Below are 21,871 nucleotides of genomic sequence, written 5' to 3' on the forward strand. Positions count from 1 at the left end.
GCGATCAGCCACGATCGTCGAGTGCCGGTTCTCCCCCTTCACTGTGTCGCGAGATGGTGAGAAGTGATGGACAAGCTGGTCGAACGGGACCAGGAAGTACAGACGCTGACCCGGGTCTACAACGAGTGTTCCCGGGGCAGGTCCCGGATCGTCGCCCTCGGAGGCTCGCTGGCGAGCGGAAAGACCGCCCTGCTGGCCTCCTTCGCCCGCCACGCCGCCGACGCGGGTGCGAAGGTCCTCGAGGCCACCGCGTCCAGGGTCGAGCGCCACCAGCCGCTGGGGGTCATCGACCAACTCCTGCGGGCACGGCACCTCTTCTCGCACGGCGCAGCCCCCGAAGTCCGCTCACCGGCGGACGGCGCCGGCGGGACGCCGGCGCACAGCGAGATCCGCCCGTCCGTCCTCGGCATGCTGCACGATGCCTTCCAGCGCCTGACCGCCGGTCCGCCCCTGGTCGTCTGCATCGACGACGCGCACTTCTCGGACGTCGAGTCACTGCAATACCTGCTCGCGCTCGTCCGGCGGATGGGCGACGCGCCCATGACGATCGTCCTCAGCTACTGTCCGGACGTGGGCCGGGGCGATGTCCAGCGCATCGTCCAGGCCGAGATCCTCAGGCTGCCGAATTGCACGCGGCTGGACATCGAGCCGCTCTCGACGACCGGCGTCGCCACCGTGCTCAAGGACCGTCTCGATCCCGGGACGGCCGACCGGATCGCGTCCGAATGCCGACGGCTCAGCGGCGGCCGGCCGCTGCTGGTGCGCGCCCTGGCGGAGGACTACGGCAGGGGAGCGGCGGAGCCGGACGCCCGATGCCGGCCCGTCCCCGGCCCGGCCTTCGGCCGGGCCGTCCTGAACTGCCTCTACCGGGCCGAGCCGGTCGTGCTCGGGATCGCCCAGGCCACGGCCGTGCTGGGGGACTTCCGCTCGACCGCCGTGGTCGCGCGCCTGTGCGGCATGGACCCGGAGTCCCTTGGGCGGGTCGTCGCCACGCCGGGGGTCGGTGCGCTGCTGGACCACGACCTGCTCCGTCAGCCGAGCGTTCGCGCGGCCGTGCTCCGCAGCATCCCCGAGGCGGAGCGCCACGCCCTGCGGTCCCGGGCCGCCCGCCTCCTGCACCACGAGGGCGCCCCGGCGGTCGTGACGGCCGAACACCTGATGCGCGTCGACGAGGCGATCCCCTGGGCGGGCCGGGTCCTGTGCGAGGCCGCGGACCAGACCCTCGCGAGCGGGGACCACGAGACGGCCGTCGGATACCTGGAGCGGGCCCATCGCGGGAGCATGAGCCGACTCGAACAGCTCGACACCGCCGCGAAGCTCGTCGACATCGTGTGGCGCTACGACCCGGCGGCGGCGAAGAGCTACCTGCCCGACCTGGTGGCGGCCGCCGAACGGGGCGAGCTCTCCCTGCGGCAGTCCGTTCCCGTCGTCCGGAGCCTCCTGTGGAACGGCCAGGTGGAGCCGGCCATGCGCCTGATGGCGCACCTCTGCGGCGACTCCCCCGGGACGGCCGGCGAGGACTCCGACCGGTACGCCGAGCCGCTGCGCCTCTGGCTCCCGCTCGCCTATCCGGGCATCGCGCCCGCACCGGACGCCCTGGACGTGTCCCCGATGGACCCCGGACTCGATCCCGAGCACCGTGCCGGCGCCGCGCTGGGCGCGGTCCTGCGATGTACCGGCGAGGAGGACGCCCTTCCCGCCGCGGAACTCGTCCTCCGGAAGGCCCTGGCCGGTGCGGCAGGCCCGGCCTCGTCACTCGCCTCGCTCCTGGTCCTGATCTACTCCGACCACCTCGACAAGGCATCGGCGTGGTGCGACGCCCTGCTCGCCTCCATCGGGAAGGCGTACGGGCTCGTCTGGAACGCCCTGCTGATCTCGGCGCGCGCGGAGATCCACTACCGGCTCGGAGAGCTGGCGGACGCCAAGCGCCAGGCGAAGGCGGCCTTCGCGCTGATGCCGCGGGAGAGCTGGGGCACAGCGGTCGTCATCCCCCTGTCGCTCCTCATCCTCACCACCACGGCCATGGGGGACCTCGCAGAGTCGGAGACCTACCTCGACCTTCCCGTTCCCGGCGCCGCCTTCGGGACCCTGGGCGGGGTGGTCTACCTCGACGCCCGGGGCCACCTCCATCTCGCACGCGGCCGCCACGGCGCGGCTCTCCAGGACTTCCTGGCCGCCGGGCACCTGATGCGGCTCTGGGGGGCCGACTGCCCCTCGACGGTGGCCTGGCGCGTCGACGCCGCCCGGGCCTACCTCCATCAAGGTCTGACGGCGAAGGCGACGGAGCTGCTGACGGAACAGCTGTCCCTGGTCGCTTCGGGCCACCCGCGCACCCGCGGCCTGGCCCAGCGGGCGCTGGCGGCCACCCTCCGCACGAACGAGCGTCCGCCCGTCCTGCTGAAGGCCGCGAGCGCCCTCGACCGCTGCGGCGACTCCCTGAACCTGGCGCACACCCTCGCCGACCTCAAGCATGCCTACATGTCGCTGGAGGACCCCGTCCAGGCCCGCTTCCACGGCCACCGGGCCAAGACGCTGGCCGCCCGGTGCGCCGCGGCGCCCCTGCCGGAAACACCGGTGACGGATCCCGGGAAGGCACGGGCGGACGAGAACCCCTCCGGTACCGCCGAGCCGGTCCGCCGGCTCAGTTCGGCGGAGTGGCGAGTGGCCGAACTCGCGGCCGGGGGCTCCACGAACGAGCAGATCGCCCGCAAGCTGTTCATCACGGTCAGCACGGTCGAGCAGCACCTCACCCGGTCCTACCGGAAGCTCGGCATCCGGCGCCGCACCCAACTGCCCTCGCGCCTGTCCGAGCTCGTCCCGTGACCTCCACCGTCCCGGGCTCGTAGAGGCCGCCGCCGGTGTCGTCGAGGACACCGGCGGCGGACCGCCCGCCCCGGCCCGGGCTACTCGGTCCCGCCCCCGGCCCCCGGTCCGCTCCCCTGCCCCGGCAGCAGGGCGTCCAGTGCCCGGACGGCCCGCTCGGTGCAGGCCGCCGCCGCCGGAACGATGTCCTGCATCAACAGGAAGCCGTGCACCAGTCCCTCCCCCGTGACCAGGTGTGCCGGGACTCCCGCGGCACGCATCCGCGTCACCAGCTCCGCGCCCTCTTCGTGGAGCGGGTCGTACTCGGCGGTGACGACGACCGTCGGCGCGAGGTTGCGCAGGTCCGCGTTCAACAGGTCCACGGTGAGATCGGCCCGCTGCCGCGCGTCGGGGACGTACTGCCCGTAGTTCCAGGCCATGTCCTCGACGCTCAGCAGGTACCCCTCGGCGTGCGGACTGGAGGAGGCGAGGGCCAGACTCGGATCGACCGGCGGGTAGACGAGGAGCTGCGCGGCGAAGCGCAGGTCACGGGCCTCCAGGGCGACCCCGAGCGCGAGGCTGGCGCCCGCGCTGTCGCCCGCGATCACGTGCGCCCGGCCGGGGAAGATCCGGGCCGTCCAACGGGCCGCGGCGACGGCGTCGTGCAGCGGCGCGGGATGGCGGTACTCCGGCGCCAGCCGGTACTCGACCGCGACCACGACCGAGTCCAGCGAAGCCGCCAGGATCCGGCAGGCCCGGTCATGGCTGTCGAGGTCGCCCAGCACCCACCCGCCGCCGTGCAGGAAGGTGACCACCCGTCGCCCCGACGACTCCGCCGGCTGCGGGGTGTAGACCCTGACCCGGAGCGCCGTCCCGTCCGGGCCGCCGATCGTCCGGTCGGCCGAGGTCACGGCCGGGCCGGACCGGCCCGCGTCCGGGCGGACGGCGTTCACCCGGTACCGTTCGCGGGCCTGCTCGACGGGCAGTTCGCGGTCCGGAACCGGGACGCCGTCCGAGCTCTGCCAGGCGATCAGGTGCCGGAGCAGTCGGTCCAGAGGCATCGCAACTCTCCCACGTACTCGGTCGTATCCGATCGGACGTGCCCCGGGCACCGGGCCGGAACACACGTGCTCCGAATCTATTTCGCGACCGGTATCGACGGAGAGGCCGGGCGCAGGAGAAGTGCTCGATGCACGACGATTGGTGTGTTTCTCATATCGTCTCGGCGCCGCGGCCGCCGATATCGTGACAGGTCGGTGAAATCAAAGAAGGTGTTGGTGATGGAGAATTTGCCTTCGCAATCTATTAGCCATGAATTCGGCGACCCGTCCGACGTCATCGGCCTCGTCCGTTCGATCTGGCGGGACATCCTGGATTTCGAACCGGACGACGACATTGGATTCTTCGACTGCGGGGGCGATTCGCACCGGCTCTTCGTGCTCGTCGAGCACCTCTCCAAGGCCGGCGGGGTTCGGCTCAAGACGCTGGACGTCATCCGGGCCGATACCGTCAGCGGCCAGGCCGAACTGCTCGCCCGGATGCGGCGCGCCCGGCCCGAGGAGTCCACCCATGGCTCCTGAGGCCGATGTGCACACGTGGGCGGAGCAGCTGGCCGGGGTGCCGACGGTCCTCGAAATACCGTCCGACCGGCCGCGGGCCCACCACCGGGACACCACCACCGTCCGGCTTCCCGTCGAACTCCCCGCCTGGACGGCGCAGGCCGTCCGGGCGCGGTCCCGGGCCCTGGAGGTGAGCCCGTCCACCTTCCTCCTCGCCGCCTTCGGCCTGGCCCTGGGACGGCTGACCGGTGCCGACCGGCTTCTGGTGGGCGTCGCCTCGCCCGCCGACGGCCTCCTTCCGGTCCGCATCGACATCGACGACGACCTCACACCCGGCGCGTTCGTCGGCACCGTCCGCGATTCGCTCGCCTGGAGCCTGGGCGCCCCCGGCGTCGCCTTCCCGCAGCTCGTGGAGCACCTGGGCGTCGACGGGGCCGGCCCGGGCCATCCCCTGGTCCAGGCGGGCTTCGGCACGCACGACGAGGAGTCGTGCCTGGACCTCAGCGTCCGGTTCGGCCCGGACGAGGAGATCGGCGCCGGCCACGCCGAATACGCGACGGATCTGTGGAGCCTGGAGGAGGCGCAAGGCTTCGTCCTCACCTACCTGGCGGCGGTGGAACAGCTCGCCGGGGATGACGCCGACGCCCGCACACTGGCGGACGTCCGGTGCGTCTCCCCCGCCGGACTGGAGGTCCTCCGGCTCGTCAACGAGACCGACGGCGACTTCCCCTCCGCCTCGCTGGACGAGCTGTTCCGCGCCGTGGCGGACCGCCACCCCGACCGGGTGGCGGTCCGGGACGCGGAGTCGGCCCTGACCTACGCCGAACTCGCCCGTGCCGCCGCCGAGCAGGCGCGGCGGCTGTGTGCCGCCGGTGTCCGCAACGGCGACGCGGTGCTGATCGCGGTCGAGCGGTCGGTGGCGGAGGCGGTCGCGGTGCTGGGCACGCTCTGGGCCGGCGGTGTGTACATCGGCGTCGACCTCGCCCAGCCCGAGGCGCACACCGCGCGGATCGTCGCCAGGACGGCACCGGCCGCCGCCGTCGTCGGCGCCGACGACGCCGACGGGGTGTCCCGGCACGGCATCCCCGTGGTCGGCCCCTGGCAACCGGACTGGGACCTCGGCACGGAGCCCGTGCCGCCCGCCCCGGCCGATCCCGAACGGGTGGCCTACATCGCCTTCACGTCGGGTTCCACCGGTGAGCCGAAGGGCGTGGTGATCCCACACCGCGGCGTCATCCGGCTCGTCCACCAGGCTCCCTACCTCCTGCTCGGGCCGGGCGAGCGGGTGCTGCGCCTGTCCGCGCTGGCCTTCGACGCCTCGACGTTCGAGCTCTGGGGCGCGCTGCTGTCCGGGGCGACCCTGGAGGTCTGCCCGCCGGGTCTGCTGTCGCCGGGCGAGCTGGGCGAGTTCATCGCCGAGCGCGAGGTGACGGTGGCCTGGCTGACTGCCGGTCTCTTCCGGCTCGTTCAGGAGTTCGCGCCGGCCTCGCTGGGCACGCTGCGCCAACTCCTCAGCGGCGGGGACGTGGTCCCCCACGAACACGTCGCGCGCGCGCTCTCGGACCACCCCGGCCTGACCGTCACCAACGGCTACGGTCCGACCGAGAACACCACCTTCACGACGTTCCACTCGGTCCGGGAGCCGAAGGAGGTCGACGGCCCCCTGCCGATCGGTACACCCGTCCCCGGGACCCGCGTCTACGTCCTGGACCGGCGGGCGAGGCTGCTGCCGCCGGGGGCCGTCGGCGAGCTGTACACCGGCGGCGAGGGCCTCGCCACGGGCTACGTCAACGACAAGGAGGAGACCGACCGGTGCTTCGGCCTGTTCTCCCCCGACGTCCCCGAGCGGATCTACCGCACGGGCGACCTGGTGCGGATGGACCGGGCCGGCCGGATCCACTTCCTCGGCCGGGCCGACCACCAGGTGAAGGTCCGCGGCTACCGCATCGAGCTCACCGCGATCAGCGACGTGCTGAACGGCTACCCGGAGGTCGAGGACACCGTCGTCACCATCGCCGACGGTGGCACCGACAAGCGGCTGCTCAGCGCCGTCCGGCTCGCCCCGGGGACGGACGTCACGCCCGTCGAACTGAGGAACCGGCTGGCCGACCGGCTCCCCTCGTTCATGGTGCCCACGCTGTGGGCCGTGGTCGACCGGATGCCCGTCACCGCGAACGGCAAGGTCGACCGGCGCGCGCTCACCGCCGCGGCGCTTCCCGCCAACGCGTTCGCCCGGGCGAACCGGCCCGGCCGGGAGGCCTGACCCGCCGCCCTCGGACACCCGTGCCCCGGCCACCGACCCCCCGGTGGCCGGGGCACCGTCGTTGCCGGGAGCGGTCGTTGCCGGGAGCGGTCGCTCCCGGCCCTGGGAGCAACGCAGAGAGGGCCCTCCCGGCCGGGCGGACAGTTTCCGCACCGGCCGGAAGGGCCCTCACCCGGGCCGGGCTCAGACCTTCTGGGTCTGCGGCAGCGGGGCGAACCGGCTGAGTCCGCCTGCAATCAGCCGGTCGAAGAAGGACCCGTCAAGCGCCACCGGCTCCGGGAACGAGCGGAGCAGGGTGTCGTAGGTGTGCTTGCTGTGGACCGGCGGCGGCGGGTACGCCGGCTCCAGGCCCAGCATCCGGCGGCCGATCGCCCCCAGGTGGATCAGCGGAGCGACCTCGGGGTCCTCCCGGCGCTGCGCCGCGAGTTCCCACCACTCGTACCGCGACACCTCCTCCAGCCGGTATCCGGCCCGGCGCAGCGCTTCGAAGCCGAGCATGAGCGAGACCGGCTGGGGCCTGACCAGGTGGTACGCGTCACCCCCGCGCGCGCCGACGGAGAGCCGGGTGATGTTGCGCGCGACCAGGTCGACGGCCTCCCCGGGCACCGCTTCGGCCCCGTCCGGGGCGTACCCGATCGCGACGGCCGCGCGCAGCACCGGCATCAGCAGGTCCGAGGTGGAGGTGTCACCGGTCACCGAGTGCCCGGTGACCAGCCCGGGGCGGTAGATCGTGCCGACGACGCCGCTGTCGGCCGCACGACGCACCGCGCGTTCGGCGGCGACCTTGGAGCGCGGGTAGCCGAGCTCCCCCGCGGTGTCCATGGACGGCCGCGTGGACTCGTCCACCACGTCGATCCCGGCGCGGATCGCGTCGAGGAAGACCGCGAGCGTCGAGACGTAGTGGAACCGGACCGCGGTGCGCCGGCGTTCGCCGATGGCCGTGGCCAGCTCCAGCAGTTCCCTCGTGCCGCCGACGTTGGCGGGCGCAAGCTGCTGGTACGCCGCGGTGAGGTGCACCGAGGCAGCGCAGTGGAAGACCTCCGTGACCTCGTCGGTCAGGTGGTTCCATGCCTGCGGCGACAGGCCGAGCCGGGGAGCTTCCAGGTTGGCCGGCACGGCGACGAGCCGTGCCGGGTCGTCCGTGCCGACCTCGGCCATCCGGTCCCGCAGCCGCCGGTCGGCGGCCGCGGGATCCTTCGCCCGGACCAGGCAGTGGATGACGGAGTCCGGCAGTTCGAGCAGGGCCGCGGCCAGATGGCCGCCGAGTGATCCGGTCGCACCGGACAGAACGATCGAGGTCATGCTTCCCCCAAGGGTCGCACCGGCAGCGGGCCGGCGTTTCAACTGCCGTTCGGCGTACTGCCGATGAGGTCCGCCAGGTGCTGGGCCAGCGCCTGGGCCGAGTTGTTCTCCGCCACCGCCTTGGGAGCGATGCGGATGCCGAGGTTGGTCTCGATCCGGGTGCGCAGCTCCAGGTTGCCGAGCGAGTCCAGGCCGTAGTCGTTGAAGGGCCGGCTGGGGTCGACGGAGCCTCGGACGATCGCCGCCGCCTCACCCGCGACGAAGCGGCGCAGCCAGCCGATCCGCTCCTCCGCCGGAAGCGCCTCGAACTCCAGCCGCAGCTCCGAGGACTGGGCCTGGTCGCCCCGGTCGTCCTGGAACGCCTCGGCGAAGGGGCTGCGCCGGGCGAGCGCGGTCAGCCACGGCGCCCGGGCGAGCGGGAGGTACCCGGTGTGGACCCGGGTGTGGCGCAGGAGGGCGTCGAAGGCGTAGGTGCCCTCCTCCGGAGTGATCATGGTGGTGTCCCCGGCCTCCGCGAGGACGGCGCCGCGCCCGATCTCGCCCCAGGCACCCCAGGCGATCGTGGTCGCCGGCATCCCCTCGGCGTGCCGCCAGGCGGCGAAGCCGTCGAGCCAGCTGTTGGCGGCGGCGTAGGCGCCCTGACCGGGCGAGCCCAGCAGCGCGGCGGCCGACGAGAAGGTGCAGAACCAGTCCAGGTCGTCCACGGCGGTGGCCTCGTGGAGGTACCAGGCGCCGTAGGTCTTCGGCGCCCAGTCCCGGTCGAGCAGCTCCGGGGTGATGCTCGGGACGGTCGCATCCTCGACCACGGCCGCGGCGTGCAGGACGCCACGCAACGCCAGCCCGGTGGCCCGGGCCGCTGCCGCCAGCCGTTGGGCGGTGCCGGGGTCCGCGATGTCGCCGCGCTCGACGTGCACCTCGGTGCCGGCGTCGCGCATCGCCCGGATCTCGCTCAGCGCCCACTCGTCGGGCGCGGACCGCGCGTTGAGCACGATCCGGCCGGCGCCGGCCGCGGCGAGGTGGCGGGCCAGGCGCAGGCCCAGGCCGCCCAGGCCGCCGGTGACGATGTACGCGCCGTCGGCGCGGAACACCGGGACCCGGTCGGGCGGGAGCACGGCCGGCGTGCCCGGTTCCACCGCCGTGGTGAGGACGAGCTTGCCCATGTGCTGGGCGGAGGCCATCTGCCGGATCGCGGTCGCCGCGTCGGCCAGCGGGAACGCGGTCGCCATCGGCGGTGCCAGCTCCCCTGCCGCCATCCGGTCGGACACCTCCCTCAGCAGGCGGCCGAGCCGGGCCGGATCGGCCACGGCCATGAGCTCGAGGTCGACGCTGAAGAAGGCCAGGTTGCGGCGGAAGGGCGCCAGGCCCAGCTTCCCGTCGCGGTAGATGTCCCGCTTGCCGATCTCGACGAAGCGTCCGCCGAAGGAGAGCAGGTCGAGGCTGGCGCGCTGCGCGGCGCCGGTGAGGGAGTTGAGCACGACGTCGACGCCGGCGCCGCCGGTGTCCTCGCGGATCTGCTCGGCGAACCCGAGGCTGCGGGAGTCGTAGACGTGCTCGACCCCCTGCGCCCGGAGCCACTCCCGGCGTTCCTCGCTGCCGGCCGTGGCGTAGATCTCCGCCCCCACGTACCGGGCGACCGCCATGGCCGCCTGCCCCGTGCCGCCGGTGGCGGAGTGGATGAGCACCCGCTCGCCCGAGCGCAGCCGGGCCAGGTCCATCAGCCCGTACCAGACGGTGGCGTACACGGCGGGGACGGCGGCGCCCTCCTCGACGCCCATGTCGTCCGGCAGCGGCGCGGCGAGCGCCGAGTCGATGGTGGCGTGGGTCGCCCAGGCCCCCTCGGTCGCGGCTCCGGTCATCACCCGGTCGCCGACCCGGAACTCGGTGACGCCCTCGCCGACCCGGACGACGGTGCCCGCGCAGTCGACGCCGAGTGCCGGTGTCACCCCCTCGAAGGCGAAGTAGTTGCCGTGGGCGAACAGGACGTCGTGGAAGTTGACGCTCGCGGCGCCGATCTCGATCTCGATCTGACCCGCGCCGGGTGCGCGGCGGCCGACCAGCGTCAGGTCCAGCGTGTCCAGGTCGCCGGGCCGGCGGATTTCCATCCGCACGGCGTCGTCCCGGCCGCCGGCCGTGGCAGGCCATCGCTCGTCGGCGGCGAGCGGCGAGTGCTGGAGGCGCGCGGTGTACCAGCGGCCCGCACGCCAGGCGGTCTCGTCCTCCGCCGTGTCCGAAGTGAGCTCCGACGCCAGGCGCTTGGCCGCCGAACCCCGGTCGGGGTCGGCGTCGATGTCGATCTGGGTGACCCGCAGGTCGGTGAACTCGGCGCCGATCACGCGGAACAGCCCCCGGATCGCGGCGTGTTCGAGGTTGACCCGGTCGCCCGGCAGCACCGGCTGCGCGCCCTGGGTGATCCCGTACAGCCGGGGCGGGGCGCCGTCCGTGGCGGCGAGTTCCTGCGCCACCTCGACGACGGCCCCCACCAGGTCGCGACCGCGTGCGATGGCGTCCGCGCCGACGGGCCCGGACGGCGGCGGGCAGAGCAGGACGATGCCCTGCCAGGGCATGTCGGACAGCACGGGCCGGGTGCCGGCGACCGGCCACTCCCGGACCTCGCACCGGCTGCCCCGGGCGCGCAGCGCCTCGGCGAGCTCGTCCGGCGCGGACTCGGCCGGGGCCAGAATCAGCCACGGACCGGCGTCGGCCTTCGCGGGGACGTCCGGCAGCTCCGCCTGCTGCCAGCCGATGGTGAGCAGGCGTTCGTTGAGCAGTTGGCCGGCGTTCTCCTCGCCCCCGGCGTGGGTGCCCATGACCAGGCCCTCGACGGTCAGCAGCACCGCGCCGTGCTTGTCGGTCAGCTGCAGGTCGGCGATCACCCGGTTGCTGTCGCTGGAGCGGAGCCGGACGTGGCAGTATCCGGCGCTGCCGACGGGCGACCACACCTGGAGCCGCTGCACTTCCAGCGGGAGCAGCAGGCCGCCACCCCCCTCGCCGGAGACGGCGGGCAGCGCGGCGACGGACTGGAAGCAGGCGTCCAGGAGGGCGGGGTGGACGAAGAAGCCGTCCTGGGAGCTGCGCAGCTGCGACGGGAGCGAGACCTCGGCCAGGACCGTCTGACCTCCGTCCGGCGCCACGCGCCGGTGGGCCGCGACGGCGCCCTGGAACGCGGTGCCGTACTGGATGCCGCGCTCGGTGAGGGTGTGGCGCAGCTCGTCGCCGGACAGCCGCTCGGTGTGCTCCTCGATCAGCAGGTCGATGTCCAGCGGGACGGGCTCGGTCCGGTCCGCCGGAGCGCTGTGCAGGGTGGCCGAGGCGAGCCGTGCCCGCTCGTCGTTCTCGGTGGTGGACGCCTCCCAGTGCGCCCGCCCCGAGCTCTCCACGACCGCGGTCGTGGTCAGCTCGGTGCTGCCGCTGAGCAGCAGCATGCGCTCGAACTTGAGGCCGCGGACCTCGGCGCCGGGACCGAAGGCCTCGGCGGCGGCGCTGAGCGCGGACTCGCAGTGCCCCGCTCCCGGGTAGGCCGCGACGTCCCGGACCCGGTGGTCCGTCAGCCAGGGCAGCACCGCGGTGCCGACGTCGGACTGCCAGGCGTGGCGCTCCTCGTCTTCGTCGAGACGGACGTGCACGCCCAGCAGCGGGTGGATCTTGACGGTGTGCGCGGGCCGCGACTGGCCGGTCCGGACCAGCAGGTGCTGCCGGGTCCAGGTCGGCAGCGGGGCGTCGACGAGCACGCCGTCCGGGTGGAGGGTGGCGAAATCGACGCCGCCGCCCGCCGCGTGCACCTCGATGAGGGCGTTCAGCAGGCCGTACGGGGTCTCCTGGCCGCGGCGCATGCTCGCGATGGCGGCGGCCGGCAGGCTGGCGGAGCCGGCGCACTGGTCGACCGCGCGGGTCAGCAGCGGGTGCGGGGAGAGCTCCAGGAACACGCGGTGGCCGTCGTCGAGCGCGGCCGTGACCGCGCTGCCGAAGCGGACGGCCCGGCGGAGGTTGTTGACCCAGTACTCGGCGTCGAAGGACGGCCATGCCCGCGGGTCGTCCAGGGCCGTCCCGTAGAACGGGACGGTGCCCGTGGTCGGGGCGAGGTCGGCGAGCACCTCGGCCAGCTCGTCCAGGATCGGGTCCACCTGCGGGGAGTGCGAGGCGACGTCGACGGCCACCTCGCGGGCGAGCACGCCGCGGCGCTCGAACTCCTCGACCAGGCTGCGGACGCGCTCGGTGGTACCGCCGATGACGGTGGACTCCGGCGAGGCGATGACCGACACGACGACGTCGTCGAACTCCGCGAGCTCTGCTTCGAGCGTGGTGGCGGGCAGCTCGATGGAGGCCATCGCGCCGGCGCCGGCGAGCCTGGCGCAGAGCTTGGAACGGCGGCAGATCACCTTGACGCCGTCCTCCAGCGAGAGCGCTCCGGCGACCACGGCGGCCGCGACCTCACCGAGCGAGTGCCCGATGACCGCGCCGGGGCGTACGCCGGCCGCCCGCCAGGCCGCGGCGAGGGCGACCTGCATGGCGAAGAGCGTCGGCTGCACCCGGTCGATGCCGGTCACCGTCTCGGGCCGGGTCATCGCCTCGGTCACCGAGAAGCCGGACTCGCGCTGGACGAGCGGCTCGACCCGGGCCACCATCGCGGCGAACTCCGGCTCCTTCTCCAGCAGTTGGGTGCCCATCCCGGCCCACTGGGAGCCCTGGCCGGAGAAGAGCCAGACGGGGCCGCGTGAGTCGTCGCCGACCACCGGCGCCGGGGGCCGCTCGGCGACCTGCTCGCCGATGCCGCGCAGTCCGGCGATCAGCTCGGCGCGGTCCGTGGCGATCACGGCGGTCCGCACGCCGCGGTGCTCGCGGCTGCGGGCGAGGGTGCGGCCGAGGTCGGGCAGCTTCGTCTCCTCGTGGGCGGCGAGCCAGTCCGCGATCCGTGCCGCGGTCGGCGCGAGCTCCTCCGCGGAGGTGGCCGAGACCGGGAACAGCCGCCGCACGGGGGTGTGCTCCGGGCTCGGCTCCTCCTCGGGCGCCGATTCGCCGGCGACGGACGGCGCCTGCTCCAGGATCACGTGGGCGTTGGTGCCGGACATGCCGAAGGAGGAGACCGCCGCACGGCGGGGCCCCTGCGCGACCGGCCAGGGCTGCATCTCGGCCGGGACGAACAGCTGGGTGGGCAGCGGGCTGATCTCCTGGTTCAGCTCCTTCAGGTGGAGCGTCCCCGGCACCACGCCGTTCCGGAGCGCGAGGACGGCGGTGATCAGGCCCGCCGCGCCCGCCGCAGACTCGGTGTGACCGATGTTGGACTTGACCGAGCTGACGGCGCACCCGTCGCCGCCGCGGCCGTACACCTCGGCCAGGGCGCGGAACTCGATGGGGTCGCCGACCGGGGTACCGGTGCCGTGGGCCTGGATGAGGCCGACGGTCTCCGCCGCGACGCCCGCGTCGGCCAGGGCGGCCCGGTGGACGGCCACCTGGGCGGACTCCGAGGGCATGGTGACCGTCTCGGTGCGACCGTCCTGGTTCGAGGCGACACCCTTGATGATCGCGAGGATGCGGTCGCCGTCGGCCAGCGCGTCGCTCGCGCGCTTGAGCAGCACCATGCCGCAGCCCTCGGAGCGAACGAACCCGTCCGCGTCCTGGTCGAACGGCCGGCACCGGCCGGTGGGCGAAAGCATGCCCAGGCCGGACGCGGACGTCGCCGCCTCCGGGACGAGCATGAGCATGCAGCCGCCGGCCAGCGCCATGTCGCTCTCACCGCTGCGGATGCTCTGGACCGCGAGGTGCACCGACATCAGGCCCGAGGAGCAGGCCGTGTCGATGCTCAGGGCGGGACCGGCGAGGTCCAGCGCGAAGGCGATCCGGCCGGAACCCATGCTCAGGGCCGGGCCCGTGAACCCGTAGGGGTGGACCTGCTCCTGCTCCTGGGGGCCGTGGCTGGCGAGCGCGTAGTCGATGTGGGCCATGCCGACGAAGACGCCGGTGCGCGTGCCGGCCAGCGCGGAGGGCTGGATGCCGGCGTGCTCGACCGCCTCCCAGGCGGTCTCCAGCAGCACCCGGTGCTGCGGGTCGGTCGCCAGCGCCTCACGCTCGCTGAGCTTGAAGAACTTCGCGTCGAATCCGGCGATGTCGGAGAGGAAGCCTCCCCACCGGGACACCGAGCGGCCCGGTACACCCTGCTCGGGATCGTAATACTCCTCGGCGTCCCACCGGTCGGGCGGGATCTCGGTGATCGCGTCGCCGCCGCGCTCGATCAGGTCCCACAAAGCCTCCGGTGAATCGACTCCGCCCGGAAATCGGCACCCGATGCCGATGACCGCTATGTCCCTCGGGTCCGACACGACGACTCCTTCAGATTTGTTCGTGGTCTGTGCGATGGATTGGTGCAGAACTGCCACAGCGCTGGAGAGTTCCGGCTCGGAACGGCCCCAGCCCGGCACCCGCGTCCTCGGCGTCAGGGCCGTGGAGCGCTGTGAAGGCCGCCTCCTGGGCGGCGAAGGGATCACGTGGTGTGAATCCGGTTCGCGGCACGAGCAGGGCGTGCCGCTCCGGTTCGCGCAGGACGAACCGGGTGACGCGGGAACCGGTCACCGCGCGTCCTCGATGTCGATGCCGACCGCCGCGGCGGCGGGGGTGACCACCGCGACGGCCGGCCGGCCGGTGTGCGGGATCGAGCCGGCGAACCCGCGTGGGAAACGCGGTCTTCCGTCAGGATCCCGGGGCACGGCCGTATCGGCGGCGCCGGCCGCGGCCGGCGCCGCCGAAGCCCCGCGGCGGCGGCCTCAGACTCGCAGCGCCAGCACGTGGTCTGCGAGCGAGTCGATGGAACGGAGGACCTCCGGCCGGACGTCGTCGTCCCACTCGAAGCCGAAGTCGTCCTCCATCGCCACCAGCAGGCTGACCAGGGCGTTGGACGAGACCCCCGCCTTGCGCAGTGACTCGGAGTCGGTGACCGCCCCGAGGAAGTCCGCCTCGGTGAACAGCCCGGCGAGCAGGTCCCTGATGCGCAACCGCACCTCGGCCGCCTGGTCAGGCATTCGTGTCCACTCCCTGGATGAACGCGTGGACCAGCTTCTGGAACGTCTCGGCGTCGTCCACGTAGGGCACGTGGCCGGCGGTGGGCATGATCTCGGCGCGGCCGTTCGGGAACTGCTCGGCCAGCTGACGGGCGCCGGTCGGGCTGAGCAGGAAGTCGTCGTCGCCGACGACGACCAGCGCGGGCGCCTCGATGCTTGCGAGCAGCTCCGGCTTGTGCTCGTCCGTCATGGCCCGGCGCAGGCCGTTGCCCAGGTCCTCGACGGTGGACAGCGCCGAGAATGCCTCGCGGAACCCGAGGAAGCCGGGGGTGCCGAGGAACTCGTTCATCTCGGCGCTGAAGACCTCCGGGTACAGGTGCTCGTAGAGCGCGGCGATGCCATGGGTCTCCAGCGTGCGCAGCCATGCCCGCTGGACCTGCCGCTGCCGCCGCATGCCCTTGGGACCGAAGACGGGGCCCGCGAGCACGATGCCCTTGATCCGGTCCGGGTGCTTGATCGCCATGTCGCGGGCCAGGATGGTGGAGGTGGAGACCCCGACGAGGTACGTCGACTCGATCTCCAGCGTGTCGAGCAGCCCGATCAGGTCGGCCATGTGCTCGTCCCAGGTGGGCTCCTCGCCGACGTGCGAGGACTCGCCGTGGTTGCACAGGTCGTAGCTGACGAGGCGGTAGTCCTTCTCCAGCTGCTCGGTGAAGACCCGCCACGAGGGGGTGGTCAGGAAGAAGGCGTTGAGCAGGGTGATCGGGGTGCCCTCGCCGCGGGATTCGTAGTAGATCTCGACGCCCTCACGCGTCCGGATCCGCGGCACGTCCTCGCGGTAGGTGAGGTCCAGCCGGGACAGGTTTTCGTAACCTGGCATGGTTTTTATCCTTTCTCTGATTCGAGGGTCGCGGGGCCCGGGAGCACGCGCGCGAATCCGGCGACGATGTCGGCGGCCGCGACCTCCTGCGAGATGTCACCGCAGGAGAGGCCGCAGTACATCGCCATCTCCTCAATGCGGCCACTGGTGGTGACGGTCGGCACCGCGGCGCTGAACCGCGGCACCACGTACGGCTTCCCCTCGACCACGGTGCGGCCGATGAAGTTCCTGGGCTGGTCCGGGTCGCGGGTGACGTCCGTCGCGAGGACGCGGTGCGGCCGGCCCGGCCAACCGATCCCGTACACATCGGTGATCACCGTGTCGGCCTCGGCGGAGTCGCAGACCGCGGTCTTGAAGTAGGGGTGGGCCATCGACTCCCGGGCGACCACGAAGGCGGTGCCGAGGAGCACGCCGTCGGCGCCGGCGGCGACCGCCCCGGCCGCCGCGGCCGGGGAACCGATCCCGCCCGCCGCGACGATGCAGGCATCGGGCAGCAGTGTCCTCAGCTCGGCGACCAGGTCGTCCCGATGCACCGTGCCGAGGAGATGGCCGCCCGCCCCGGTGCCCTGCGCCACGACGATCGCGCCGTGCGCGGCCGCGCGCAGGCCGTCCTCGACGGTCCCGACCTGGACGACGAGCTTGCGTCCCGCGGCGGTGATCCGCTCCAGTACGGCGTCGTCGGCCGGGCCGAAGAGCGAGAGGTACACGTGCCGCGGGGTCTCGTCGAGCACCTGCCCGACCTGTTCGGCGAGCGTCCGCGACCCGACGACCTCCTCGATCAGGTTCACCCCGACCGGGTGCCCGGTCCCCGCGACCAGCCGTCCGAGCATCGCCGACATCGCGTCGCCGACCAGCTTGTAGCCGCCCGCGCAGCCCGCCGCGCCGGCCTCGGACACCGCGCACGCCAGGTCCGGGCCCGCGACACCGCCCATCCCCGACTGCAGCAGGCTCACCCGGATCCCGAGCTTCCGGGCCAACGTGGTGCGCATCAGCCCAGGCTCTCCACGGCGGCCAACGCGGCGGCGGTGTTGCCGAAGCGCCGGGTCAGGGTGTGCACCCAGCGTTCCAGCCCGAAGGCGAGGCAGCTGGTGTGCGCCGTGTCGCCGCCGGCCTGGATGGAGCACCGCTCGCCGAAGAAGTTCCGGTGGTAGTTGACCGAGCCGATCGCCAGGCCGTCGACGACGAACTCCTCCTTGACCGGGAAGAGCCGCTGCATCGTGGCCTTGCCGCCGTTCCTGTCGAAGAAGGGGTCGGTCGCGACCTCGACACGAACGTCCAGACCGAGCTCGCCCAGCAGCGCCAGCACGGTCTCCTTGGCCCGCTGCAGGTGCTCTTTGGCGCCGTCCTCCGGGCCGATGAAGACGATCTCGCGCATGGAGAAGCCGAGCAGCCGCTGCAGGCCGTCGTAGCGGTCCTCGTTGCGGAAGCAGGTGGCGACCGTGGTCCGCGTCACCCCCGCGTCGGGCAGCGTCCGGCCTGCCAGGTCCAGGTAGATGGCGTAGCAGGCCGCGGACGGCAGGGCGAAGGCGGTCGGCTCCATGATCCCGGGCGGGACACGGTCCAGCGGTCGCTCGGCCTCGGTCAGCAGCTTGCCGAGCCGGGCCGGGTCGAGCCGGGTCGCGGCCAGGCCCAGGTGCGGGAAGTTGTCGAAGTAGTCGAAGCGGTCCAGGTCCTGGCAGCGGATCAGGAACGGGAACCGGAACTCCGGTGCCTGCCATCCGTCGGCCAGGCGCAGGAACACCGAGTCGAGTGCCCTCATCAGTCGCAGCTGACCGGCGTCGAGGACGCCCAGGCCGTTGTCGGTCTCCGTGGTCATCAGCTCGCCTTCCGGCTGAAGAATCGTGCTTCGATCGCGTCGAGGGTGCGGAAGTCGTCCAGATTGACGTCCTCGGGGTCGATCTGCACCCCGGTCAGCTCCTCCAGCAGGAAGATGAACTCGACGAAGGCCAGCGAGTTGATCGCCCGGCTGTCGATCAGGTCCAGGTCGCCGTCGAGCTTCTCGAGCCCGGGGTTGCGGGCCAGGATGAACTCGTGAACGCCCTTCATGGCCTCGGCAATCATTCGGCGAGCTCCTTCAGGCTCACGCCCGACTTCGCCAGGAACTTGCGGGTCCGCTTCAGGATCCGCTCGTGCGCCTCCTGACGGGCGGGGTGCTCCAGGGCGCGGCGCCGCAGCCCCAGCGCGTCCGGGATGCCTGCGTCCCGGTAGGCGGCGGGGTTGTAGAGGGTGGCGATGCTGTACTGGAGGTATCCCTCCAGGTACTCGGCGATCAGGGGGACCTCGGCGGGATCGTTCCGGGTCACCTGCTCCAGCAGGTTGGTGAAGATCATCCGGCCGAAGGCGACGTGCCGGCTCTCGTCCTGGTGGTGCACCCGGTTCACCTCACGGGCGATGTGCGGCAGCGTCATGTCGGTCGCCATGTGCGCGTTGAAGTGGTCGACGATCTCCTCGAAGATCAGGACGCGGGCGAACACGACCAGTTCACGTGCCACCGGAGAGAGGTGGTCCACGGAGTCGGCCTTCAGCGCCGGCTGGGCCGGGTAGAGCTTGCCGCCGTAGCGCAGGCAGAACTGCGCGAAGAACCACATGTGCTCGTTCTCCTCACCGATGAAGTGGTGGAGGAATTCCGAGACGTCGGCGTAGGTCCGCTCGTGGATGCGCATCACGACTTCGCTCATCAGCTCGCGGATGCCGTGGATGTTGAGGCTGAAGAAGTTGACCGCCTCGAACCTGGTCAGCGCCAGCTGCTGCTCGCGCGTCAGTTCGTCCCACATCTCCGTGCCGGCGAGCGTGGTCAGGCTCTCGCTCATCCACGGCTTGTCGGACTCGATCTCGTCGGGCCAGTCAAAGATCGTATAGGGGTTGTAGTAGCCGGACTCGGCCATCTGCTCCAGCCGGTCCAGGTCCAGAACGACCGGCTCGATCTCACGTGTCGCCATGTGCACTCGTCTCCTCAACGCACCGATCGGATGTCCGCGCGCACGTGGACCGGTGTCCGCGAGCCGCACTCGTGATGGCCCAGGGCGGCGTTGCCCCGAGCCGTGGACGGAATGACTTTGTTGTAGATGGATCCGAGGCACAGCTCCCGGAATCGGCCGGTGTTCCCCGGGAGCCGGGCGGCCAGCTGCGACTTGGCGATGTCGATGGTCTTGACCTTGCCGTCGTCGTCCTCGAGTTCCACGCTGGCGTGCGGCAGGTCGAGGGCGCCGCCGAGCACGCCGCAGAACCAGCCGCGCTTCGCCTCGGCCCGGTACCCGGCCTCCCGGAAGCGCTCGGCCAGCAGCAGGCTGGCAGCGATGCAGCTGGTCGCGCCCAGCTCGTGCACCAACCGGTAGTCGGCCTGCATGGGCACGGGGATCATCTGCCAGCGGTAGCCGGCGGCCAGGTATGCGGCGGTCAGTTCCCGCAGGACCGGGGAGACCACCGGAGTGTGCGCGCCCGTCGTGGTGACCGTGGCCGCGTAGGTGGCGGAACCCGCACCGGGCACCGGCGGCGTCACGTCGGTGACGGCGCCGCCGAACCGGGCGATGTCCGGCTCCTCCAGGCGCCAGGGGGCCTCCCCGGCACAGTCCGGGCACTCGAGCCGGACCCGGAAGTCCCAGGTCTTGGTGCGCAGCAGGTCGTCCACCGGCCGGCCCGCGAACCGGAAGAGCATGCGGAACGCGAGCTCCGGCTGCGTCTGCGCCGTGTTCGAGTACATGCCGAGGTTGTAGAGATCGTTCGGGTCGAAGCAGCGAACGCCGTCGCGCTCCTCGAAGGGGAGGCCCACGGCGACGAGCCGGTCGATCTCCGCCGGCCCGCAGCGCAGCATCTCCTGCGCCACCGATTCCGGCTGGGTCCGTTCGGAATATTCGGCGGGAATGAATTCGATGGATTTGGCGACCCTTTCCCAGGGTATATCCACCACTACAGGCTGGCCCGGCACAGTCCATCTCCCCCGACGTTCGACGCCCAGCTCCTCAATGACCTTTCCGACGATAGCAGCGCGCTGATTCACGCCGAAAGATTAGCTCCGCACAATCGACCGTGCATTCTTCATTCCGAAAAAGGGAATGACTGATCGCCTCACCGGGATCGAATCCCGCCGAGGCGATCAGCATTTTCCGGAATCCCGGACTCAGTTCACCGACCGTCGGACGATCGTGCAGGAGAAGGTGAACCCGCCGCCGCCCTGGATGACCAGACCGGCCTCACCGGGCTCCAGCGCCCCCGCCATCTCCGCCAGGCTCGCCAGGTATTCCCCCGGACCCAGGCAGCCGGTGTCGTGCTCCAGGAACTCCGGCGGCCGGCCGAGGAGCATGCCGATCGCGGGCTTGAACACGTTCTCGCGCATGTGCCGGGTGAGCCGCGGGATCGCGACGCGGTGGATGCCCTCCGGCGTGACACCGGCCTTGGCCATGGCCCGCTGCGCGGCGCCGAACAGCTTCTCGACACCGGCCTTGCCGAGCTGCGCCGCCTGGCCCGAGGCCCGGAAGACGTTGTTGGGGCGCACGAGGTCGATCGGGGCGCCGTGGTGGAGCGGGGCGGGGCCGAACCCGTCGTCCCCGCGCATCTGGATCTCGAACGCCGGGTCCGCGCCCAGCTCCAGCGCCAGGAGGTCCAGCAGGTCGTTGCCGCCACCGCTGCGCCCGAGCACGACCGCGACGCCCGAGTCCCCGTAGACGGCCTCGTCGTCGCTGCGCCAGCGGTCGAAGCCGGGCCCGCAGAATCGGTCCGCGGCCGTGACGAGGGCCGCGGTCGAGTCCGGCGCGGCGGTCAGCAGGACGGACGCGAGGTGCAGCGCCACAGCGGCACCGTTGCAGGTCTGCTGCACGTTGACCGGCAGGGCGGCGACGGCTCCCGACTCCTGCGCGATGTAGTGGGCCGGCGACCAGATGTCGAAGCCCTGGTGGTACAGGTTCGAGTGGAGGAGGTGTCCGACGGCACCCGGCTCCACCCCGCTCGCCCCGATCGCCTCCCGCGCGGCCAGCACGGCCATCTCGGGCGCCGCCAGCCCGTTCGCGACGGGCAGCTCGGTGACACCGATGCGTTCGAGGTCCGCCGGACCGAGCCCGTCGGGCGCGGTCTCCCTGTCCGGCGGGAACCAGGCCGCCGCCGCCTTGATGCTCAGCCCATTGCCCTGTTCAGCCATCGGCTTTTCGACCTCTTCCCAGTTGAACGTCCGGAACGAATACACGGCGGCTGCGATCCGCCGCGGCTGTCCCTTGCTACCCGGCCCCCGATGCCCGATCAACCCCTAAGACACCCTTAGCCGTCCGGCTGACAGGCGCGCATAGGGGTCACGGTGGGGTATCAGGGCGCAGGGCCGCGCAGTACATTCAGTGGGGAATCAACATGGCCATCAGCCATTCCCTCCCGGGCGCGCCAATCGGTCCTGGTAATTCAACCGGAGAGCCGCACGACCGATGGCTGATGAGGAGAAGCAGCGTCAGTACCTGAAGGAATTCACCGGTGGACTCCAACGCGCCACCCGGAACTTGCGCTGGGCCGAACTCAAGGAGCACGAACCCATCGCGATCGTCGACGTGGGGGACGGCAGATCGCCGTTCCCCGAGGACCGGGACCGGGGCGCGGTGGGTCTCGCGCCGAGCGCCACCGGCGCCAGGGCCGGGCCGTCCTCGTCGAGGCCGGTTCTTTCAGGGCGTCGCGGGCGCGGCCGGAAGTGGCACCTGCCGGTTCACCCGGCTCTCGTCGAGCCGGTCGGCGGGATCCGTGAGCCACTCCCGGATCTCCTCGGGCGGTGGGCAACCTGGGTGGGCGCGGAGGATCCGGTCGAGCCCGCCGTACTGGCGGTCGTGCTCGGCGGGGTTCCGCTCGCCGATGTCCGGGCCGCCGGAGAGCTGCTCCTCGATGACCGCCGTGCGGATCCCGCGTACGTCTTCGCGCGTCTCCGCTCGGGTGTCGTCGACCGGCTGCTCCGCGCCCGGTCGGTCCTGCCCGGCGGTCTGCGTCTGCTCGTCGTCGAGCGGTTCCGGCCGCCGGCGCTGCAGCAGCGGTGCTTCGAGAAGTACGCGCCGAGCTGCGCGCGGCCCAGGCCGACCGGACCGCGGAGGAGCTGAGGACGTCCCCGCCAAGC

The 21,871-nt window shown here is 72.3% G+C and carries 15 protein-coding genes and 1 pseudogene; 4 read left to right on the top strand and 12 right to left on the bottom strand.

All coding sequences use genetic code 11. The features are described 5' to 3' along the window. The first annotated feature begins 66 nt into the window (after positions 1-66). Positions 67-2,823: an AAA family ATPase gene (locus AB0O36_RS04345; protein ID WP_365103841.1), complete on the top strand. Its 2,757-nt coding sequence runs from the start codon at positions 67-69 to the stop codon at positions 2,821-2,823. Positions 2,824-2,903: 80 nt separating this feature from the next. Here the strand turns inward: AB0O36_RS04345 and AB0O36_RS04350 are convergent, their stop codons facing one another. Further along, entirely contained in the window at positions 2,904-3,863 is a 960-nt protein-coding gene (locus tag AB0O36_RS04350; protein WP_365103843.1) for an alpha/beta hydrolase, read from the bottom strand. A gap of 219 nt (positions 3,864-4,082) precedes the next feature. Here AB0O36_RS04350 and AB0O36_RS04355 point away from each other — a divergent pair, with 219 nt between their 5' ends. Both AB0O36_RS04355 and AB0O36_RS04360 read left to right on the top strand, forming a co-directional pair. After that, positions 4,083-4,382, top strand: a complete 300-nt coding sequence (locus tag AB0O36_RS04355; protein WP_365103846.1) for a phosphopantetheine-binding protein — start codon at positions 4,083-4,085, stop codon at positions 4,380-4,382. Beyond that, the gene (locus AB0O36_RS04360) at positions 4,372-6,624 is read left to right on the top strand and encodes an amino acid adenylation domain-containing protein (RefSeq protein ID WP_365103848.1); all 2,253 of its coding nucleotides are present in this window, start codon (positions 4,372-4,374) and stop codon (positions 6,622-6,624) included. Before AB0O36_RS04355 ends, AB0O36_RS04360 begins: the two co-directional genes overlap by 11 nt. A 183-nt stretch (positions 6,625-6,807) precedes the next feature. On the opposite strand, the gene AB0O36_RS04365 is transcribed toward AB0O36_RS04360, so the two are convergent. The 11 genes and pseudogenes from AB0O36_RS04365 to AB0O36_RS04415 form a co-directional block, all read right to left on the bottom strand. Next, positions 6,808-7,926 carry a thioester reductase domain-containing protein gene (locus tag AB0O36_RS04365; protein WP_365103851.1) on the bottom strand — a complete coding sequence of 373 codons (1,119 nt, stop codon included), beginning with the start codon at positions 7,924-7,926 and terminating at the stop codon, positions 6,808-6,810. A gap of 38 nt (positions 7,927-7,964) precedes the next feature. After that, positions 7,965-14,240 (bottom strand): sulfolipid-1 biosynthesis phthioceranic/hydroxyphthioceranic acid synthase, encoded by a 6,276-nt coding sequence (gene pks2, locus AB0O36_RS04370; RefSeq protein WP_365103853.1) that lies wholly within the window; start codon positions 14,238-14,240, stop codon positions 7,965-7,967. Between the two features lie 246 nt (positions 14,241-14,486). Further along, a pseudogene (locus tag AB0O36_RS04375) lies at positions 14,487-14,663 on the bottom strand (hypothetical protein); the annotation flags it as partial. 18 nt (positions 14,664-14,681) lie between these two features. After that, positions 14,682-14,936, bottom strand: coding sequence for a hypothetical protein (locus AB0O36_RS04380; protein WP_365103855.1), 255 nt, complete (start codon positions 14,934-14,936; stop codon positions 14,682-14,684). Next, positions 14,929-15,795, bottom strand: a complete 867-nt coding sequence (locus AB0O36_RS04385; RefSeq protein WP_365103857.1) for an alpha/beta hydrolase — start codon at positions 15,793-15,795, stop codon at positions 14,929-14,931. Before AB0O36_RS04385 ends, AB0O36_RS04380 begins: the two co-directional genes overlap by 8 nt. Positions 15,796-15,800: 5 nt before the next feature. Continuing rightward, on the bottom strand, positions 15,801-16,784 hold the full coding sequence (locus AB0O36_RS04390; protein WP_365103860.1) for a nitronate monooxygenase: 984 nt from the start codon (positions 16,782-16,784) through the stop codon (positions 15,801-15,803). Continuing rightward, on the bottom strand, positions 16,784-17,611 hold the full coding sequence (locus AB0O36_RS04395) for a hypothetical protein (RefSeq protein ID WP_365103862.1): 828 nt from the start codon (positions 17,609-17,611) through the stop codon (positions 16,784-16,786). Before AB0O36_RS04395 ends, AB0O36_RS04390 begins: the two co-directional genes overlap by 1 nt. Then, positions 17,611-17,856, bottom strand: a complete 246-nt coding sequence (locus AB0O36_RS04400) for a phosphopantetheine-binding protein (RefSeq protein WP_365103864.1) — start codon at positions 17,854-17,856, stop codon at positions 17,611-17,613. The genes AB0O36_RS04395 and AB0O36_RS04400 overlap by 1 nt, the downstream gene beginning before the upstream one ends. Then, positions 17,853-18,734, bottom strand: coding sequence for a diiron oxygenase (locus AB0O36_RS04405; protein WP_365103866.1), 882 nt, complete (start codon positions 18,732-18,734; stop codon positions 17,853-17,855). The genes AB0O36_RS04400 and AB0O36_RS04405 overlap by 4 nt, the downstream gene beginning before the upstream one ends. A gap of 14 nt (positions 18,735-18,748) precedes the next feature. Continuing rightward, positions 18,749-19,699, bottom strand: a complete 951-nt coding sequence (locus AB0O36_RS04410) for a hypothetical protein (protein ID WP_365103868.1) — start codon at positions 19,697-19,699, stop codon at positions 18,749-18,751. 213 nt (positions 19,700-19,912) lie between these two features. Further along, on the bottom strand, positions 19,913-20,926 hold the full coding sequence (locus AB0O36_RS04415) for a ketoacyl-ACP synthase III family protein (protein WP_365103870.1): 1,014 nt from the start codon (positions 20,924-20,926) through the stop codon (positions 19,913-19,915). 274 nt (positions 20,927-21,200) lie between these two features. On the opposite strand from AB0O36_RS04415, the gene AB0O36_RS04420 reads away from it, so the two are divergent. Continuing rightward, positions 21,201-21,854, top strand: a complete 654-nt coding sequence (locus AB0O36_RS04420) for a hypothetical protein (RefSeq protein WP_365103873.1) — start codon at positions 21,201-21,203, stop codon at positions 21,852-21,854. The last annotated feature ends 17 nt before the right edge of the window (positions 21,855-21,871 follow it).

This window comes from Streptomyces sp. NPDC089799 (genome assembly GCF_040684755.1).
In the GTDB taxonomy this organism is placed as follows: domain Bacteria; phylum Actinomycetota; class Actinomycetes; order Streptomycetales; family Streptomycetaceae; genus Streptomyces.

Bases quoted from the DNA above. Each gene is read 5' to 3' on its own strand.
- AB0O36_RS04345 (WP_365103841.1), top strand. From the start codon at position 67: ATGGACAAGCTGGTCGAACGGGACCAGGAAGTACAGACGCTGACCCGG.
- AB0O36_RS04350 (WP_365103843.1), bottom strand. From the start codon at position 3,863: ATGCCTCTGGACCGACTGCTCCGGCACCTGATCGCCTGGCAGAGCTCG.
- AB0O36_RS04355 (WP_365103846.1), top strand. From the start codon at position 4,083: ATGGAGAATTTGCCTTCGCAATCTATTAGCCATGAATTCGGCGACCCG.
- AB0O36_RS04360 (WP_365103848.1), top strand. From the start codon at position 4,372: ATGGCTCCTGAGGCCGATGTGCACACGTGGGCGGAGCAGCTGGCCGGG.
- AB0O36_RS04365 (WP_365103851.1), bottom strand. From the start codon at position 7,926: ATGACCTCGATCGTTCTGTCCGGTGCGACCGGATCACTCGGCGGCCAT.
- AB0O36_RS04380 (WP_365103855.1), bottom strand. From the start codon at position 14,936: ATGCCTGACCAGGCGGCCGAGGTGCGGTTGCGCATCAGGGACCTGCTC.
- AB0O36_RS04385 (WP_365103857.1), bottom strand. From the start codon at position 15,795: ATGCCAGGTTACGAAAACCTGTCCCGGCTGGACCTCACCTACCGCGAG.
- AB0O36_RS04390 (WP_365103860.1), bottom strand. From the start codon at position 16,784: ATGCGCACCACGTTGGCCCGGAAGCTCGGGATCCGGGTGAGCCTGCTG.
- AB0O36_RS04395 (WP_365103862.1), bottom strand. From the start codon at position 17,611: ATGACCACGGAGACCGACAACGGCCTGGGCGTCCTCGACGCCGGTCAG.
- AB0O36_RS04400 (WP_365103864.1), bottom strand. From the start codon at position 17,856: ATGATTGCCGAGGCCATGAAGGGCGTTCACGAGTTCATCCTGGCCCGC.
- AB0O36_RS04405 (WP_365103866.1), bottom strand. From the start codon at position 18,734: ATGGCGACACGTGAGATCGAGCCGGTCGTTCTGGACCTGGACCGGCTG.
- AB0O36_RS04415 (WP_365103870.1), bottom strand. From the start codon at position 20,926: ATGGCTGAACAGGGCAATGGGCTGAGCATCAAGGCGGCGGCGGCCTGG.
- AB0O36_RS04420 (WP_365103873.1), top strand. From the start codon at position 21,201: ATGGCTGATGAGGAGAAGCAGCGTCAGTACCTGAAGGAATTCACCGGT.